Annotated in this window: 15 protein-coding genes; 6 read left to right on the top strand and 9 right to left on the bottom strand. The window is 72.5% G+C overall.

Annotation, left to right across the window (positions count from 1 at the left end; translation table 11 throughout):
• Window positions 1-25 precede the first annotated feature (25 nt).
• Window positions 26-2,116 (bottom strand): transketolase, encoded by a 2,091-nt coding sequence (gene tkt / locus IEZ11_RS30965; protein ID WP_189266224.1) that lies wholly within the window; start codon window positions 2,114-2,116, stop codon window positions 26-28.
• Between the two features lie 145 nt (window positions 2,117-2,261).
• Between tkt and IEZ11_RS30960 the strand changes: the two genes are divergently transcribed.
• Complete coding sequence (locus IEZ11_RS30960; RefSeq protein ID WP_189266223.1) at window positions 2,262-3,158, top strand: helix-turn-helix domain-containing protein; 897 nt, start codon at window positions 2,262-2,264, stop codon at window positions 3,156-3,158.
• Between the two features lie 112 nt (window positions 3,159-3,270).
• Here the strand turns inward: IEZ11_RS30960 and IEZ11_RS30955 are convergent, their stop codons facing one another.
• Both IEZ11_RS30955 and IEZ11_RS30950 read right to left on the bottom strand, forming a co-directional pair.
• The gene (locus IEZ11_RS30955; RefSeq protein ID WP_189266222.1) at window positions 3,271-4,680 is read right to left on the bottom strand and encodes a glycoside hydrolase family 16 protein; all 1,410 of its coding nucleotides are present in this window, start codon (window positions 4,678-4,680) and stop codon (window positions 3,271-3,273) included.
• 199 nt (window positions 4,681-4,879) lie between these two features.
• A complete protein-coding gene (locus IEZ11_RS30950; RefSeq protein WP_189266221.1) occupies window positions 4,880-6,127 on the bottom strand; it encodes a L,D-transpeptidase in 1,248 nt (415 codons plus the stop codon).
• A gap of 328 nt (window positions 6,128-6,455) precedes the next feature.
• Between IEZ11_RS30950 and IEZ11_RS30945 the strand changes: the two genes are divergently transcribed.
• Window positions 6,456-9,125 (top strand): FAD/NAD(P)-binding protein, encoded by a 2,670-nt coding sequence (locus IEZ11_RS30945; RefSeq protein WP_229713459.1) that lies wholly within the window; start codon window positions 6,456-6,458, stop codon window positions 9,123-9,125.
• Between the two features lie 232 nt (window positions 9,126-9,357).
• Here the strand turns inward: IEZ11_RS30945 and IEZ11_RS30940 are convergent, their stop codons facing one another.
• The 3 genes from IEZ11_RS30940 to IEZ11_RS30930 are packed head-to-tail and all read right to left on the bottom strand — an operon-like array spanning window position 9,358 to window position 11,897.
• Window positions 9,358-10,698 (bottom strand): lanthionine synthetase LanC family protein, encoded by a 1,341-nt coding sequence (locus IEZ11_RS30940; protein ID WP_229713458.1) that lies wholly within the window; start codon window positions 10,696-10,698, stop codon window positions 9,358-9,360.
• A 9-nt stretch (window positions 10,699-10,707) separates the two neighbouring features.
• A complete protein-coding gene (locus tag IEZ11_RS30935) occupies window positions 10,708-11,481 on the bottom strand; it encodes an IclR family transcriptional regulator (protein ID WP_189266220.1) in 774 nt (257 codons plus the stop codon).
• Complete coding sequence (locus tag IEZ11_RS30930) at window positions 11,478-11,897, bottom strand: MarR family winged helix-turn-helix transcriptional regulator (RefSeq protein ID WP_189266219.1); 420 nt, start codon at window positions 11,895-11,897, stop codon at window positions 11,478-11,480. Before IEZ11_RS30930 ends, IEZ11_RS30935 begins: the two co-directional genes overlap by 4 nt.
• Before the next feature lie 229 nt (window positions 11,898-12,126).
• Here IEZ11_RS30930 and IEZ11_RS30925 point away from each other — a divergent pair, with 229 nt between their 5' ends.
• From IEZ11_RS30925 to IEZ11_RS30910, 4 genes are read left to right on the top strand one after another with little or no spacing between them, the layout of a single operon-like run.
• The gene (locus IEZ11_RS30925) at window positions 12,127-13,044 is read left to right on the top strand and encodes an SDR family oxidoreductase (RefSeq protein WP_308426504.1); all 918 of its coding nucleotides are present in this window, start codon (window positions 12,127-12,129) and stop codon (window positions 13,042-13,044) included.
• Window positions 13,044-13,919 carry an amidohydrolase family protein gene (locus tag IEZ11_RS30920; protein ID WP_189266218.1) on the top strand — a complete coding sequence of 292 codons (876 nt, stop codon included), beginning with the start codon at window positions 13,044-13,046 and terminating at the stop codon, window positions 13,917-13,919. The genes IEZ11_RS30925 and IEZ11_RS30920 overlap by 1 nt, the downstream gene beginning before the upstream one ends.
• A 10-nt stretch (window positions 13,920-13,929) precedes the next feature.
• On the top strand, window positions 13,930-15,456 hold the full coding sequence (locus tag IEZ11_RS30915; protein ID WP_189266217.1) for an acyl-CoA synthetase: 1,527 nt from the start codon (window positions 13,930-13,932) through the stop codon (window positions 15,454-15,456).
• On the top strand, window positions 15,453-15,908 hold the full coding sequence (locus tag IEZ11_RS30910) for a MaoC family dehydratase (RefSeq protein ID WP_189266216.1): 456 nt from the start codon (window positions 15,453-15,455) through the stop codon (window positions 15,906-15,908). The genes IEZ11_RS30915 and IEZ11_RS30910 overlap by 4 nt, the downstream gene beginning before the upstream one ends.
• Here the strand turns inward: IEZ11_RS30910 and IEZ11_RS30905 are convergent.
• The 3 genes from IEZ11_RS30905 to IEZ11_RS30895 form a co-directional block, all read right to left on the bottom strand.
• Window positions 15,899-16,318, bottom strand: a complete 420-nt coding sequence (locus IEZ11_RS30905; protein WP_189266215.1) for a hypothetical protein — start codon at window positions 16,316-16,318, stop codon at window positions 15,899-15,901. The genes IEZ11_RS30910 and IEZ11_RS30905 overlap by 10 nt on opposite strands.
• Window positions 16,319-16,493: 175 nt before the next feature.
• The gene (locus IEZ11_RS30900; protein ID WP_189266214.1) at window positions 16,494-17,267 is read right to left on the bottom strand and encodes a Crp/Fnr family transcriptional regulator; all 774 of its coding nucleotides are present in this window, start codon (window positions 17,265-17,267) and stop codon (window positions 16,494-16,496) included.
• A 3-nt stretch (window positions 17,268-17,270) separates the two neighbouring features.
• Window positions 17,271-17,423: a hypothetical protein gene (locus IEZ11_RS30895; protein WP_189266213.1), complete on the bottom strand. Its 153-nt coding sequence runs from the start codon at window positions 17,421-17,423 to the stop codon at window positions 17,271-17,273.
• Between the last annotated feature and the right edge of the window lie 248 nt (window positions 17,424-17,671).

The raw sequence follows: 17,671 nt of genomic DNA, 5'->3' as shown, positions 1-17,671 counted from the left end.
TACTGAACTGATTCTGGCTGGTGGATCAGGCGGTGCGGGCGGCGGCGAGCGACTCGCGGGCCGCGGCCGCCACGTTCTCGGGGGTGAAGCCGAACCCGGCGAACAGGGTGGTGGCGTCGGCGGAGGCACCGAAGTGCTCCAGGGAGACGATCCGGCCGGCGTCGCCGACGAAGCGGTACCAGGTCAGGCCGATCCCGGCCTCCACCGCGACCCGCGCCTTCACGGCCGGCGGCAGGACGCTCTCGCGGTACTCGCGGGGCTGCTCCTCGAACCACTCCACGGACGGCATCGACACCACCCGGGTGCCGATCCCCTCGGCCTCCAGGAGGTCGCGTGCCCCGACGGCGAGGTGCACCTCGGAACCGGTGGCGATCAGGACCACCTCCGGGGTCTCGGTCGACGACTCGCGCAGCACATAGCCGCCCTTGGCCGCGTCCGGGTTCGGCGCGTACGTCGGCACGCCCTGGCGGGTCAGCGCGAGCCCGTGCGGGGCGGGGTGCGTGGCGTGCCTCTTCAGGATCTCGGCCCAGGCCGCCGCGGTCTCGTTGGCGTCGGCCGGGCGGACGACGTTCAGGCCCGGGATGGCCCGCAGCGCGGCCAGGTGCTCGACCGGCTGGTGGGTCGGGCCGTCCTCGCCGAGACCGATGGAGTCGTGCGTCCAGACGTACGTCACCGGGAGCTGCATGAGCGCCGACATGCGGACGGCGTTGCGCATGTAGTCGGAGAACACCAGGAAGGTGCCGCCGTAGACGCGGGTGTTTCCGTGCAGGGCGATGCCGTTCATCTCGGCGGCCATCGAGAACTCGCGGATGCCGAAGTGGACGGTACGGCCGTACGGGTTCGCCTCGGGCAGCGGGTTGCCCTCGGGGAGGAAGGAGGAGGCCGTGTCGATGGTGGTGTTGTTGGAGCCCGCGAGGTCGGCGGAGCCGCCCCACAGCTCGGGCAGCACCGGGCCCAGCGCCTGGAGGACCTTGCCGGAGGCGGCGCGGGTGGCGAGGGAGGTGCCCTCCTGGAAGGCGGGCAGCGCGTCCTCCCAGCCGTCGGGGAGCTGACCCGCCACGACCCGGTCGAAGAGGCGGGCGTGCTCCTCGTCGCCGGTGCGCCACTCGGCGATCCGCTTGTCCCAGGCGGCGTGGGCCTCGGCGCCCCGGTCGAGCGCCCGGTGGGTGTGGGCCAGGACGTCGGCGTCGACCTGGAAGCTCTGCCCGGGGTCGAAGCCGAGGACGCGCTTGGTGGCGGCGATCTCGTCGGCGCCGAGCGCGGAGCCGTGCGACGCCTCGGTGTTCCGCGCGTTCGGGGCGGGCCAGGCGATGATCGTGCGCATCGCGATGATGGACGGCCGCCCGGTCTCGGCCTGCGCCGCCCTCAGGGCCGCGTACAGGGCACGGACGTCGACGTCGCCCTCGGCGGTGGGCTCGATGCGCTGGGTGTGCCAGCCGTAGGCCTCGTACCGCTTCAGGACGTCCTCGGAGAACGCGGTCGCGGTGTCGCCCTCGATGGAGATGTGGTTGTCGTCGTAGACGAAGACCAGGTTGCCGAGCCTCTGGTGGCCGGCCAGCGAGGACGCCTCGGCGGAGACGCCCTCCTCCAGGTCGCCGTCGGAGACGATCGCCCAGATGGTGTGGTCGAAGGGGGAGGTGCCCTCGGGGGCCTCGGGGTCGAAGAGACCGCGCTCGTAGCGGGCGGCCATGGCCATGCCGACGGCGTTGGCGGCGCCCTGGCCGAGCGGACCGGTGGTGGTCTCGACGCCGGCCGTGTGCCCGTACTCCGGGTGGCCCGGCGTCTTCGACCCGTGGGTCCGGAAGGCCCTGAGGTCGTCCAGCTCCAGCTCGTACCCGGCGAGGAACAGCTGGGTGTAGAGGGTGAGCGAGGTGTGCCCGGGGGAGAGGACGAAGCGGTCCCGGCCGGTCCACTCGGGATCGGCGGGGTCGTGACGCATCACCTTCTGAAAGATCGTGTACGCGGCGGGGGCCAGGCTCATCGCGGTGCCGGGGTGCCCGTTGCCGACCTGCTGCACGGCGTCGGCCGCGAGAAGGCGGGCGGTGTCCACGGCGCGCCGGTCGAGGTCGGTCCACTCGAAGCCGTCCGATGGCTGCGTGCTCGTCTCCGTGCTCATCTTCAAGAAGTCCTCGTTCGAAACGTTCCGGCTGGCCTGACGCGTTCAAAAGTAAAAGTCTGACTTTTAGGAGGGAAGGTCGGGGTGTGTCAGCCTGTGGTGAAAGTGGGACACGGATCTTCGACAGGGACGGCACGAGAAGGACATGGCGGACAGAACGCCCAACGGGGCAGGCGACGGTGACGGAATCAGAACCTTCCCCTTCCCGGTGGATCTGAGCGTCGGAGGCGTCGGCATCCAGGTCGGCCCGATGGGGACCGAACGCCGGTGGCATGCGGATGCCCCGCTGGAGCGCGTCCACCGCATCGACTTCCACGTGGTCATGCTCTTCACCGGGGGACCGGTCCGCCACATGATCGACTTCGCCGAGTACGAGGCGCACGCCGGTGACCTGCTCTGGATCCGCCCCGGCCAGGTGCACCGCTTCTCGCGGTCCAGCGAGTACCGCGGAAGCGTCCTGACCATGCAGCCCGGCTTCCTCCCGCGGGCCACCGTCGAGGCCACCGGCCTCTACCGCTACGACCTGCCGCCCCTGCTCCGCCCCGACGCCCCGCACCTCGCCGCGCTCCGGGCGTCGCTCACTCACCTGCAACGCGAGTACGAGGACACCGAAACCCTTCCCCCGAGCCTGCACGCGTCGGTGCTGCGGCACTCCCTGACGGCGTTCCTGCTGCGCCTCGCCCATCTGGCGGCCAGTTCGGCGGAGGCGGCCCGCCGTCAGGCCGACACCACCTTCACCCTCTTCAGGGACGCGGTGGAGAAGGACTTCGCCGCCAACCACAGCGTCAGCGCCTACGCCGACGCCCTCGGCTACTCCCGCCGCACCCTGGTCCGCGCGGTCCGTGCCGCGACCGGCGAGACCCCCAAGGGTTTCATCGACAAGCGGGTCGTCCTGGAGGCCAAACGCCTCCTCGCCCATACCGACCTCCCGATCGGCCGGGTCGGCGCGGCGGTCGGGTTCCCGGACGCGGCGAACTTCTCCAAGTTCTTCCAACTGCACACCGGCCAGACGCCGGTGGCCTTCCGGGCGGAGCTGCGCTGACCCGGGCGGGCCGGGCAGCGCGACGGCGCCGGAGGGGATCCCCTCCGGCGCCGCGTGCCCGACTGCCGTGCCGGTGACGTCGTGTCGGTGACGTCATGCCGGTGACGTCGTGTCAGTGACCGAAGTCGAACCAGTTCACGTTCACGAAGTCCGCCGACTGACCGCTGCTGAAGGTCAGATAGACGTCGTGGGTGCCCGTCACCGAGCTGATGTTGGCCGGGACCGTCGTCCAGGTCTGCCAGCCGCCGGTGTTGGCGACCGAGAAGCTCCCGATGGGCGCGTTGGAGGGACTGTCCAGCCGGACCTGCACCAGGCCGCTCACCCCGGAGGCCGCGCCGCTCGCCACCCGGGCGTAGAACTGGGTGGCCGCGGTGGAGCCGAAGTTCACGCCCTTGTAGAGCGCCCAGTCACCGTTGGCGACGTACCCGATGTCCTGGCCGCCGCCGGTGTCGGTGGTGGTCTCGGCGGTCACGCCGGACTGGCTGTCGTACGACTCCGCCTGGATGGCGCTGTACGCGTCCCGGCTGCCGGTCGGCGGGGTGGTGGTACCGCTCCCACTTGCCGACAGCACCTGGACGTAGTCGACGACCATCGGGTGGCCGGACTCGGTGGCGCTGGTCGGGCCGCCGCCGAACGCGTCCGGGAAGCCGCCGCCCATCGCCACGTTCAGGATCACGAAGAAGCCGTGGTTGGTGGCGTTCGCCCAGGTGGTGGCGTCGACCTGACTGGCCGTCACGGTCTGGTAGTTGACGCCGTCGACGTAGAAGCGGATCGCCTCGGGGCTCACCGAGCGGTCCCACTCCATCGTGTAGGTGTGGAAGCCGGACTGGCAGGTGGTGTTGGGACAGGCGGTCGAATTGCCCAGGCCCGTCGTCTCGTTGCAGGGGCCGCCCGGGTTGGTGCCGCAGTGCATCGTGGCCCAGACCTTGTTCAGGCCCTGCACGTTCTCCATGATGTCCAGCTCGCCGACGCTCGGCCAGTTCTGGTAGTTGCCCCGGTAGGGCGCGCCCAGCATCCAGAACGCGGGCCAGTAGCCGTAGGCGGCGGTGCCGGTGACGTTCGGCATCTGGATACGGGCCTCGACGCGCAGTTTGCCGCCGGCCGGGGGCTGGAAGTCGGTTCGGGTGGTCTCGATCCGGCCCGACGTCCAGTTGCCGGCCGAGTCCCGCACCGGCGTGATCTTCAGGTCGCCGCTGCCGTCCAGGGCGACGTTGGTGGTGCTGGAGGTCATCGTCTCGACCTCGCCGGTGCCCCAGTTGGCGGCCCCGCCGGGGTACGAGGTCCCGGTGTCGTACTGCCAGTCGGACGTGTTGACGCCGGTGCCGGCGGTGCCGTTGAAGTCGTCGAGGAAGACCTGGCTCCAGCCGGACGGCACGCTGGGCGCCGAGGCGCTGGCGGGGAGGGTGGCGGTCGTGGCGGCCGCGACCGCCAGACCCATGGTGGCGAACGCGGCGAGGAGGGCGCGGCGCAGCGAACGCCGCCGTCTGTGATCCGCGGGGGGTATACCGGAGGTTTCACTCATGGGGGTGCCTCTCGGGTACTGAAGGGGGTGCGCGGGTGGGACTCCGAGAGCGCCAGAACTGGCTGAGAGCGCTCTCAAAGTGGGCCCAATGTGCTCTCCGTGCCTTCCGTCGTCAAGAGTTAAAACAAAGAATCACCTTGATTCTCAACGGAGTTCAGGCGGTGAAGCCGGTGGCCGGGGTGTCCGGCCCGGCCACCCGCTAGACCGCGCTGCCGGCCTTCCAGTCCGCCCAGGACAGGTTCCAGCCGTTGAGGCCGTTGGAGGCCTCGACCGTCTTGTCCCCGGAGTTCTTGACGATCACCACGTCACCGATCATCGAGCTCTCGTAGAACTTGTAGCCCGCCACCGAGGAGTCGCTCGCGCCCTTGGCGTCGTGCAGGCCGACACAGCCGTGGCTGGTGTTCTGGCTGCCGAACACCGAGGTGGACGCCCAGTAGTTGCCGTGCACGAAGGTGCCGGAGGTGGTCAGGCGCTGGGCGTGCGGGACGTCGGAGATGTCGTACTCGTCGCCGAGGCCGACCGTGGAGGACTCCATCCGGGTCTGCTTGAACCGCTCGCTGATCACCATGATCCCGGCCCAGGTGGTGTGCTGGGCGTTGCCGCCGGAGACCGGGTAGGAGGCGTACGTGGCGCCGTCCCGCTTCACGGTCATCTCCTTGGCCGACAGGTCCACGGTGCTGATCTGCTCGCGGCCGATGTGGAAGGTGACGTCCTTGGACTGCACACCGTAGATCCCGTCCGAGCCCTCGACGTCCTTCAGCTTCAGGCTCAGTGTGATCTTGGTGCCCTTCGCCCAGTACGTCTCCGGGCGGAAGTCGAGGCGGGTGTCGCTGAACCAGTGCCCGACGATCTCGACCTCGGGTTCCGCGGTCACGGTGATCGCCTTCTGCACCGCCGCGCGGTCCTTGACCGCGTGCGTGAAGTTGATCGACACCGGCATGCCGACGCCGGACGTGGAGTCCGCCTCGGGTGTGAAGTAGCCGATGAAGGTCTCGCCGGGGGACTTCGTGGTGAAGGTGGCCACCGTCTCGTCGGCCGCGCCCCGGGCCTTCGCGGTCACCGTGTACTTCGTGCCGGAGTACGGGTTCTTCGCCGACGTCCACTTCGTCCTCGCGTCGTTGAAGGTGCCCGCCAGCGCCGCCCCGTCGTTGCCCGCGACGGTCACCGAGGCCAGCGTGCCGTCGGCCACCGTGACCTCGACGGGGGCGGTGAAGTCGGCCTTCCTGGTGCCCGAGACGGGGGTGACCGAGATCGTCGCCTTCTTGGTGGCGGACTTCGCCGAGGCCGTGGCACCCTTGCCGGCGGTGGTGGCCGCGGCGTCCGTGGAGGAACTGCATCCGGCCAGTGCGGCCCCCGCGGGCACCGCGCCCAGAGCGGCGAGGATCCCGCGCCGGGACCACTTCCCCGACTGCCGTCCGGACCGGTTCGATATGTGCTGGACGCCCACGACACGCCTTCCTGACTTGTCCACCTGTGTCAGGGCATCCTGCGCTCGTTGTATGGGTGGTTCCTTTGAATCATGGGGGTGCACGCTGAGATTCCGATGAGGAGCGGCGAGGTCACCCTGCGCGGTCACGGCCAACCCCCCGCGGACCGGGGCGAGTCGGCCGGAACCCCGGTTGCCCCGCCCGTCGATCGTGAACAGAGTATGAACGCCCGGCCGGCGGCCTGAGTTTCCGGTGAGATCACCCACCCGGCCTGGCTTCCCCACCTGACCGATCGGAATAGTTCGGAACAGCGCAGAGACAGCAGCCCGACCCCGCCGGAGGTATTCCGTGACCGACGTCCGCAAGCGGCACAGCGTGGCCATCGTGGGAGCAGGAGCGGCGGGCACCCTCACCGCCGTCCAGCTCTGCGAGACGGCGCACCGCCGCCGGACTCCGCTCGACCTCTACCTGATCGACCCGGCCCCGGAGGCGGGCCGGGGCACCGCCTACGCCACCCGCGACCCCCGGCACCGGCTCAACGTGCCCGCCGGCAACATGAGCGCCTACCCGGACGAACCCGGTCACTTCGTCCGCTGGCTCTGCCGGCACGGCGAACCCGCCGTCACCGGCGCCGACTTCGCCACCCGCTACCGCTACGGCGCCTACCTCGCCGACACCCTCGGGCAGGCCCTCGTGCGCGCCCACGGCACGGTCGCCGTACGCCGGCTGCGCACCCGTGCGGAGAGCTGTACCGGCACCCCCGACGGGCGGCTGGAACTCCGCCTCGCCGACGGGGGACCCCTGGCGGTGGACAGCGCGGTCCTGGCCACCGGCCCCGCCGGGGCGAGCGCGGGCTGGGCCCCGCCCGCCCTGCGCACCTCGCCCCGGTTCATCGCCGGCCCCTGGGCGCCGGGCGCCCTGGACCCGGTACGGGACAGCCCGTACGACGTCCTCCTGGTCGGCACCGGCCTGACCGCCGTCGATCTCGCCCTCGCCCTCGACCGCCCCGGCCGCACCGTGCACGCCCTCTCCCGCAGCGGACTGCTGCCCCAGCCGCACGCCCTCGGCCCGGCCGGCGCCATGCCCGCCCCGGAGGGCCTGGACGACACCTCGCTGGGGCGGCTGCGCCGCGCGGTCTACCGGCATGTGAGCCGCTCGGTGCGCACCCACGGCGACTGGCGGCCCGGCCTGGACAGCCTGCGCCCGCACACCGCCCGGCTGTGGCGCAGCCTCACCCCCGAGGAGCGCGAGGAGTTCCTGACCCACGAGGGCGCGCTGTGGAACACCCACCGGCACCGGATGGCCCCGGCCACCGCCGAACACCTCTCCCGCGCCCGCACCGCGCGCCGCCTACAGGTCCACACCGGCACCGTGGTGCGCGCCACGGAGACCGAACAGGGGCCGCTCGCCGTCGAGTTGTCCGGCGGTGCCACGCTGCCGGTGGGCTGGGTGGTCGACTGCACCGGCCCCGGCCGCCGCCTCGACGCCCCCCTGTGGCGGAGCCTGTTCGCCTCCGGCACGGCTGTCCCGGGCCCGCTCGGTATGGGCGCGGCCACCCGCGACGGACAGCTCCTCGACGCCGCGGGCCGGGCCGGACTGCCGCTGTTCACGCTGGGCGCCCCGCGCCGGGGCGAGCTGTGGGAGACCACGGCGATCCCCGAGATCCGCGTCCAGGCGGCCGAGCTCGCCCAGCGGTTGCTGCCGCTCCCGGGGCGCCGGCGGGGCTCGCGGCGGCCGGTGGACGGCCACGGGCTGCCCCTGTCCACCCGCGCCGAGGCGGCCGCCGCCTACCGCGGCGGCCTCGACCGGGTCCTCAAGGTGCGCTCCGGTGCCGAGGACGCCTTCGCCCGCGCGGTCGCCCTCGACCCCGGCTTCGCCCTCGGCCACGCGGCCCTCGCCCGGCTCGGCCACGAGTGCGCCGCCGCCGTCGACGTGCCGCGCGCCCTCGCCGACGCCCAGCGCAGCGCCCGTGAGCGTGCCGACGAACGCGAGCGGTCCTTCGTGGACGTGGTCACACGCCGGGTGACCGGTGACGACGGCGACCAGGCGCTCGTACGGCATCTGCGGGAGCACCGCGCGGACGCGCTGGCGCTCGCGGCGGCCGTGCCGACCATCGCGTTCTCCGGGGTGAGCGACCTGCAGGACGACGACGCCCTCAGGCTGCTCGACCTGACCTCGCCCGCGTACGACGGCCACTGGTTCCACACCTCGCTGCTGGCCTTCCTGCGCCAGGAGCAGGGACGGCTGCACGAGGCGGGCGAACTGGCCCACCGGGCGCTGGCCGCCGAGCCCGCCTCCGGGCACGCGGTGCACGCCCTGGCGCACGTCCACTACGAGTCCGGGGCACACGAGGCGGGCCGGGACTGGCTCGACCGGTGGGTGTCCGGACGCGGCCGGGGCGCGGTGCACCGGGCGCACTTCTCCTGGCACATCGCCCTGCACGAACTCGCCCTCGACGACCCGTCCGCCGTCCGCCGACGCTGGTTCGCGCAGCTCGCGCCGGGCCGGGTGGTGAACGGGGTACGGGCCCTGGTCGACTCGGGGTCGCTGCTGTGGCGGGCCCGGGTGAGCGACAGCTGGCAGGGGGACCTCCCCGTCGCGGGGGTGCTGGAGGCGGTGGAACGCGACGTGCTGGAGCGGCCGCAGACCGCGTTCACCGCCCTGCACGCGGCCGTCGCCCTCACCGCGGCCGGGGACCTGGCCGCGCTGCGCCGGCTGCGTGATCACGCCGCCGGCGCCGACGAGGTGCAGCGCGAGGTGGTCGCCCCGCTGTGCGAGGCGTTCGCCGCGCTCGTCGAGGAGCGCTTCCGGGAGGCGGCCCGGGGACTCGACGCCCTGCTGCCGGTGCTGCGCCGGGTCGGCGGCAGCGCGGCCCAGCGGGAGGTGGTCGAGGAGACCCTGCTGTACGCCCTGGTGTCCGACGGCCGTTGCGAGGCGGCCCGGCGACTGCTCGACGCCCGCCTCGACCGCACCGACGCCCCGCGCGACCGACGGCTGCGGGCAGAACTGCCGTCCTGAGCGGCCGGAACAGTCGGAACGGCTTGAGCGGCCGGAGCGCCTTGGGCGGCCGGAGCGGCCTGGGCGGTCGGAACGGCTTGAGCGGCCGGAACGGTGGGAGCGGCCGGAACGGCCTGGGCGGCCTGGGCGGTCGGAACGGCCTGGGCGGCCGGAGCGGCCTGGGCGGTCGGAACGGCTTGAGCGGCCGGAAGGGCCCGCGCCACCCGCCCCGCCACGCTCACCCGTCGCGGTGTCAGCCGGCCTGCGAAGGCTGTCGGCCGCGTACCCGCGCCGGTACCGCCCACCACTGGTCCGGGCGGTCCACGACGGTGGCGTCCGGGCCGGTGTCGAGGTACCGGGCCAGGCGCAGCAGGTACGCCGCGATGCCGGCCGCGCCCTGCATCCAGGAGGTGCCCGGCGGCAGCAGCGGGGTCTCGATGCGGTACTCCACGAACCGCCAGCGGGCGCCCGCCCGGTCCCGGACCGCGCGCTCCACGAGCGCGTCGCCCATGCGCACCGCGGCGCCCTCCAGCGTCCTGGCCCGTGGCGTCCCCGCGCAGTCCTGGGCCGCGTCCAGGAGGACGTCCCCGACCCCCGCGGTGCCGCAGCAGCGGCCGTCGTTGTCCCAGAACCCGGGGCGCAGCCGCTCCGGGACCCCCGAGGTGAGGATCGAGGTGAGGCAGCGCTGCCGCAGCTCCTCGACGTCGTGCCCCGCCACCTCGGTGACGCCCGCGTGCGCCAGTGCCGCGAAGAGGTGCGAGGTGCCCGCCGGGCCGTGGCACCAGGTGTAAGTGAGCGGTTCCACCTCCCGCTTCGACGGCGGGATCGTGTGCGGGACGACGAAACCGCCGTCCGCGAGCGAGCCCATGGCCAGGACGTGGCGTGCCGCGTCCACGGCGGCCGCGACGAAGTCCTCGCGGTGCAGTGCCGCGCCCGCCACCGCCAGGGCGGCGCCCACCCCGGCGGCGCCGTGCGAGTAGTTCGGGCAGCGCCACTCCGTGCTCGGCGAGATCCCCCAGTCCAGGCCCGCCTCCGTGCGGTCCGCCATCCGCAGCAGCGCCTCGCCGCCGGTCGTCGCGATCCGCTCCGCGTACTCGCCGCCCGCCCAGAGCGCCGTCATGACCACGCCCGCGGCCCCCATGATGACGTCGGTCAGGGGCGCGTCGGAGTCCGGCACGAAGGTGGTGGTGGTCCGCCAGCCCTCGGGGGTCGCGAGGTCGGCCAGCCGCCGCAGCACGACCGCCTCGCCGCCCGGCGCGAGCAGCCGCAGCGCCGTGGCGTGGCCCGCCAGGCCGAGGTAGAGCGAGGGTTCCAGCACGGCGGGTGCCCGCGCCGACAGACGGCTCACGATCCCGGCCGCCAGGGTCTGTTCGGGCCCGCTCAGCTCCCGGTACCGGGCGATCTCCGCCAGCACCGGGGCCAGACCCGCGATGCCCGAGTACAGCGAGTCCCGGTCCTCCGCGGGCGCGAGGTCCCAGGGTTCCTCCTGCGGTACCTCCTCCGGCAGCCAGGGACCCTCGTCCTCGCGTACCTGCCCCAGCACCCACGCCCAGGCGGCCTCGCCCAGCTCCCGGTACATCTCGCTCGCCGTCACCGGGCCACGCTACACGGCCGGGTCCGTCGTCCGGTCCGGCTGCCAGCCCAGCGCCCGGGAGATCCCGCGGGCCGCCAGCCGCACCGCCGGGACCAGCACCGGCACCTGCGCGTCGGCCTCGGGCACCACCACCGAGACCGCCGCGACCACCTGCCCCGTCGCCCCGCGCACCGGAGCCGCCACCGACAGCGCGTCGTCGGTGACCTGACGGCTGCTCACCGCCACTCCGGTGCGCCGGACTTCGGCCAGCGAACGGCGCAACCGGGCCGGATCCGTGACGGTGTACGGCGTGAAAGCCGCCAACGGGCCCGCGCAGTAGTCCTGTTGGAAGCCGGGGGGCTCGTGTGCGAGCAGGGCGAGCCCCACTCCGGTCGCGTGCAGCGGCCAGCGGGCGCCCACCCGGATGTGCACGCCCACCGCCGAGCGCCCCGACAGCCACTCGATGTAGACGACCTCGGACCCGTCCCGCACCGCCAGCTGCACGTTCTCGTGCGTCGCTTCGTACAGGTCCTCCAGGCAGGGCAGCGCGACCTGACGCAACGCGAGACCGCGCGGGGCCAGTGCGGCCAGTTCCCAGAGCCGCAGCCCCACGTGGTAACAGCCGTCCGCGTCGCGTTCCAGCGCGCCCCAGGCGGTGAGCGCCCCGACCAGCCGGTGCGCGGTGGTCAGGGAGAGCCCGGCCCGGCGGCTGATGCCGGACAGGCTCAGCGCCGGATGCCCGTGGTCGAAGGCGGCCAGGACCGCGAGCAGCCGGTCGGGAGCGGACCGGGCGGCGGCGGTCATGGCCGGTCGGCGACGCGCAGCAGCAGGGCGTGGAGCCCGGCCCGCTCGGCGGGGTCGAGCGGGCCCAGCAGCTCGTTCGTCACGCGCTGGCCGGCCTCGTCGGTGTCCCGCAGGAACCCCCGGCCGGACTCGGTCAGGACGACGATCCGGCTGCGCCGGTCGTCGGGGGAGGGGCGCCGCTCGGCGAAGCCCAGCTTCTCCAGGTCGTCGACCAGGCCGACGATCGCGCTCGGGTCGTAGCCGAGCCGGGTGCTCAGCTCCCGCTGGAGCGAGCCCTCCGAGCCGGCGAGGAAACGCAGCACCGCGTAGTGCCGCAGCCGCAGCCCCGACTCCTGGAGGAACGTGTTGAAGAGCTGCCCGGAGCGTTGGCCCAGGCGGTACAGCAGATAGCCCGTGTCCGCGTGCAGCCCGCGCATCCACGGCTCGTTCGCGTCGATCGAGGTCGGGTTCTCGGTGTGCCGGCGAGTGATGGCGGTCTCCCTGGTACAGGCCCCGGCGGCGGGGCGGGCGGTCGGACAGATTCCAGCATGAGGCACCCGTAGGTCGGCAACAACTATTGACGACAACAATTATTGCTCTTAGCTTCGATCTCGAAAGCCGCAGGCGGCCCCGGGGCCGCCACCGTCGTCTGTGAAGGGACCGACCGTGCCCACCATCGATCTCACCGGCAAGGCCGCCGTCGTCACCGGCAGCGGCCGGGGCCTCGGCCTCGCCTATGCCCACGCCCTCGCCGCCCATGGCGCCTCGGTGGTCGTCAACGACGTGGACGAGACCGTCGCCGAGCAGGCCGTGAAGTCCATCGTCGAGGCCGGCGGCACCGCCGTCGCCGAGGTGGTCCCGGTCGGCACCGCCGAGGCCGCGGACCGGCTGGTGAACCGGGCGGTCCAGGAGTTCGGCCGCCTCGACATCCTGGTCACCAACGCGGGCATCCTGCGCGACAAGGTGCTGTGGAAGATGACCGACGACGACTTCGACGCGGTGATCACCACCCATCTCAAGGGCACCTTCACCTGTGCCCGCGCCGCCGCCGTCCGGATGCGCGAGCAGGGCGGGGGCGGCACCCTGGTCCTGGTCGGCTCCCCGGCCGGCCAGCGCGGCAACTTCGGCCAGACGAACTACGCCGCCGCGAAGGCCGGCATCGCCGCCATGGCCCGTACCTGGTCGATGGAGCTGGGCCGGGCGGGCATCACGGTCAACGCGATCGTCCCGGTGGCCGCCACCGCGATGACCGAGACCATCCCCGCCTTCGCCCCCTACATCGAGGCCATGAAGAACGGCGAGCCGCTGCCGGGCTTCCTCCGCAAGGGCGAGGGCTTCGGCACCCCCGAGGACTGTGCGGCCCTGGTTCCCTTCCTGGCCTCCGAGGCCGCCCGCGGAATCACCGGCCAGGCCATCGGCATCGGCGGCGACAAGGTGGCACTCTGGTCGCATCCGCAGGAGATCAGGGCGGCCTACGCCGACGGCGGCTGGACCCCGGGCACCCTGGCCGACGCCTTCCCGACCTCGGTCGGCGCCGAACTCCAGACGGTGGGCATCCCGGCGCCGAAGCTTCCGGAGGCATGATGGACATCGAGGCACTGACCGCGATCGACGTCCACACGCACGCCGAGGTCTCCTCCCGGGGCCACTCCTCCCTCGACGACGACCTGCACGACGCCTCCTCCGCCTACTTCAAGGTCGAGGGCAAGCGGAAGCCGACGATCGAGGAGACCGCCGCCCACTACCGGGAGCGGAACATGGCCGCCGTGATCTTCACGGTCGACGCCGAGTCGGCGACCGGTACCGCGCCGGTGCCCAACGAGGAGGTGGCCGAGGCCGCCGCGGCCAACGCGGACGTGCTGATCCCGTTCGCCTCCATCGACCCCTTCCGGGGGAAGGCGGGCATCCGGCAGGCCCGTCGCCTGGTCGAGGAGTACGGGGTGAAGGGCTTCAAGTTCCACCCCAGCATCCAGGGCTTCTTCCCGAACGACCGCGCGGTGGCCTACGGGCTCTACGAGGTGATCGAGGAGACCGGAACCATCGCCCTCTTCCACACCGGCCAGACCGGTATCGGCGCCGGCGTCCCGGGCGGCGGCGGGATCCGGCTGAAGTACAGCAACCCACTGCACGTGGACGACGTGGCGGCCGACTTCCCGCACCTGAAGATCATCCTGGCGCACCCGTCCTTCCCCTGGCAGGACGAGGCGCTCGCCGTCGCCACCCACAAGCCGGGCGTCCACATCGACCTGTCCGGCTGGTCGCCGAAGTACTTCCCGCCGCAGCTGGTGCAGTACGCCAACACGCTGCTGAAGGACAAGGTGCTGTTCGGCTCCGACTTCCCCGTCCTCACCCCCGACCGCTGGCTCGCCGACTTCGCGAAGCTGCCGATCAAGGACGAGGTCCGGCCGAAGATCCTCAAGGAGAACGCCGCCCGCCTGCTCGGGCTGACCAAGCCATAAGGGACCGCAGATGCGCAACGAGGGACTGGGATCGTGGCCCGCACGCCGGGCCCGCAAGACCCCGCACCGCACGGCCCTGTTGTCCGGCGGACAGCGGACCGACTACCGCACCCTGTACGCCCGCACCACCCGCCTGGCCCATGCCCTGCGTGCCCGGGGCATCCGCCGCGGCGACCGCGTCGGCTACCTCGGCCCCAACCACCCCGCCTACCTGGAGACCCTGTTCGCGGCCGGCGTGCTCGGCGCGGTCTTCGTCCCCCTCAACACCCGCCTGGCCGGGCCCGAGATCGCCTACCAGCTCGCCGACTCCGGCGCCAAGGCGCTCCTCTACGGCCCCTCGCACGCCGGCCTGGTCGCGGGCCTGCCCGGCACCAGCGACGTCCGGACGTATGTCGAAGTGGGCCCCGAGTACGAGGAGTTGCTGACCGCCGCGGCCGACGACCCGATCGACGAGCCGGTCGGCCCCGACGACACCTGCATCATCATGTACACCTCGGGGACGACCGGACGCCCCAAGGGCGCGATGCTCACGCACGCCAACCTCACCTGGAACGCGCTCAACGTCCTGGTCGACACCGACCTGATCGCCGACGAACGCGCCCTGGTCTCGGCTCCGTTGTTCCACACCGCGGGCCTGAACATGCTCGCCCTCCCGGTCCTGCTCAAGGGCGGCACCTGTGTCCTGGTGGAGTCCTTCGACCCGGCGGCCACCCTGGACCTGATCGAAGAGCACCGGATCACCTTCATGTTCGGGGTGCCCACGATGTTCGACCAGGTGGCCCGCCACCCCCGCTGGCCGGACGCCGACCTCTCCTCCCTGCGCATCCTGACCTGCGGCGGCTCCCCGGTGTCGACCCCGCTGATCGCCAGGTACCAGGAGCGGGGCCTGACCTTCCTCCAGGGCTACGGCATGACGGAGGCCTCGCCCGGCACCCTCTTCCTCGACGCCGAACACGCGGTCGACAAGGCGGGCTCGGCGGGCGTACCGCACTTCTTCAGCGACGTACGGGTCGTGCGGCCCGACCTGACACCGGTCGATGTCGGCGAGACCGGCGAGGTCATGGTCCGCGGACCCCATGTCATGCCCGGCTACTGGGGATTGCCCGAGGAGACGGCGGCCTCCTTCGCGGAGGGCTGGTTCCGCAGCGGGGACGCGGCCCGGGTCGACGAGGACGGCTACGTCTTCATCGTCGACCGCCTCAAGGACATGATCATCTCCGGCGGAGAGAACATCTACCCCGCCGAGATCGAGGACGAACTCCTCACCCACCCCGACATCGTCGAGTGCGCGGTGATCGGCGTACCGGACGACAAGTGGGGCGAGGTGCCGCGCGCGGTGGTCGTGCCCCGCGAGGGTGCCGTGCTCGACCCCGACGACGTGCTGGCCTCGCTCGCCGGCCGGCTCGCCAAGTACAAGCTCCCCAAATCCGTGGTGGTCGCCGACGAACTCCCGCGCACCGCCTCCGGAAAGCTCCTCAAGGCCCGGGTGCGCAAGCGCTACGGCGCCCCCGACTCCCAGCTAAGGAAAGCCACATGAGCGTCACCGTCAACGGCCTCGACGAACTGAAGAAGCTCGCGGGCAGCGACCTGGGCACCAGCGACTGGATCGAGGTCACCCAGGACCGCATCGACACCTTCGCCGACGCGACCGGCGACCACCAGTGGATCCACGTCGACCCCGAGCGGGCGGCCGCGGGACCCTTCGGCGCCCCGATCGCCCACGGCTACCTCACCCTGTCGCTGTTCATCCCCCTGTTCACCGAGCTGCTGGACGTCCAGGGCGTCGCCACGAAGGTCAACTACGGCCTGAACAAGGTGCGTTTCCCCGCCCCGGTGAAGGTCGGCTCCCGGATCCGGCTGGCCGGCCGGCTGACGGAGGTCGAGGACGTACCGGGCGGCGTGCAGATCGTCGTCGACGGGACGATCGAGATCGACGGCGGGACCAAGCCCGCCGCCGTGCTGCAGAGCCTGTCGCGGTTCTACGGCTGATCGGGCCGCCCTGCGCGGCCCGCCGATGCGCCGCCGCGCGGTGCCGCCGGCCTGCCCGGCGGCCGGCACCGGCGGAGCACCGTGTCCAGACAACGGTCCAGGCGGGCCACGACGCCGTCGAGTTCGGGGCGGACGCCCTCCGCGCCCTGCGCGGCGTCGGCCAGGAGGTGGCGCAGGCCGTGCAGGGGCTCGAAGTCCCGGGCGCGGCACGGCCTGTGCGCCCGGTCGCAGAGCATCTCGAAGAGGTTCCTGAGGTGGGCGGCGGCGTCCTCGCAGTCCTGGGCGTCGTCGTCGGACCCGCGCATCCGCTTCACCCAGGCCAACGCCTTGCGTTGGCGGCGCAGGGTGAGGACGCCGACGACGGCCACGACCGCGCCGGCGGCGGCCGACACGGTGGGGCTGAAGAGCATGGGCGTGATCCGTTCGTGAGAACGCGCGGACACCCCTCGGGGAGGGGCCGGGAACGTCCGCGCGTGGGGGCGGGGGAACGGGTGGGGCAGGCCCTGGGGCCTGTCGTCACCTTCCCGTCTGCCTGGCGACGCCATGCACGCCCTTCGGGCGACGACGGGAAGGTGACGACAGGCCCTAGGGGAGTTGGGCGACGGCGCGGAGTGAGGGCAGGTCCGTGACCACGAACCGGCGGTACCCGCTGCGCAGGACGCCGTCCGGGAAGAGACCGCCCCGCACGGCGGGTGTGCGCAGCAGGCGGAGCGTGTTCTCCACGGTGGAGACACCCAGCAGCAGGGCGTCCGCGATGTCCTTCTGACTCGGGCCCAGGATGGTGAGGTGACCGGGTTCGTCGGTGCCGTCGGAGCCGGGGGTGCCGGCGACCTCGGCGAGGTGGACGAGCAGCCCGCAGACCCGCTCCAGCGGCGAACGGGTCATGGTGCCGTAGATCAGGTCGTCGGTGCGGCTGCGGTCCTCCAGGCTGCGCAGCAGGGCCAGTTGGATGTGCGGGCGGCGGCGCAGCAGGAAGTTCATGGCCGGGACGGGACAGGGCATGACCCAGGTGGTGGTGAGGCAGGTCGTCGTGACCTCGGCCGTCGGCTCGATCAGCTTGGCCTCGCCGAGCAGTTGGCCCACCCCGCGGAACCGGGTGATCCTGGGTGCGCCCGCCGCGTTGCCGAACGGGTGACGCTCCTGGCGGACGCAGCCGCCCAGCACGATGTGCACGTGTTCGTCGGCCGGCCCGATGGGCAGTTCCTCGTCGCGTTCGTGGACGCGGCTGTCCGCGCCCCACTTGCCGACCAGCAACGGCCAGGAACCGGGCGGGAGCAGGGCGAGGAAGCTGCGGGCGGGCATGGGCTGGCGTCCGTTGAGCACGTCGCCGGTCCGGAAGGCGTCGACCTTCGGGACCATCGGTCAGGCTCCGGTCGCGGGCGCGGCGACGGCGGGCGGGTGGACGTGCCGTCGGACCGGATGGCCGTCGTCACGCTGCGTCAGGTACGGGGCGCCGTCCGGGCGCCGGTGCGGGGCGGGGGAGGTGCCGAAGCCATCGGCGATGGCGGTGTTCATCGGTCTGAGGTCCTTCGTGCCGGTGCGAATGGGATCCCGGGTGCGCCACTGGCTGCGGCACACCCGGACGACGGGTCCAGGTCCTCTCTCTCGCGTTGTCGATCCGGTTGGTAAGTCCGGGCTGCGAGGCGAAGACGTTTTGACAAGTTACCCCTCTGTCCCAGGAAATTGCCAGTCACCGATGACGGAGAGCGAAGTTTCCCGTCCGGGTGGCGGCCGCCGGGAAAACACTCGCGAGAGGGAGTTCC

This window comes from Streptomyces fuscichromogenes, assembly GCF_014645815.1.
GTDB classification, from domain to species: domain Bacteria; phylum Actinomycetota; class Actinomycetes; order Streptomycetales; family Streptomycetaceae; genus Streptomyces; species Streptomyces fuscichromogenes.
Note: the sequence above shows the minus strand (reverse complement) of the source record. Positions and strands in the feature narration are given on the sequence as shown.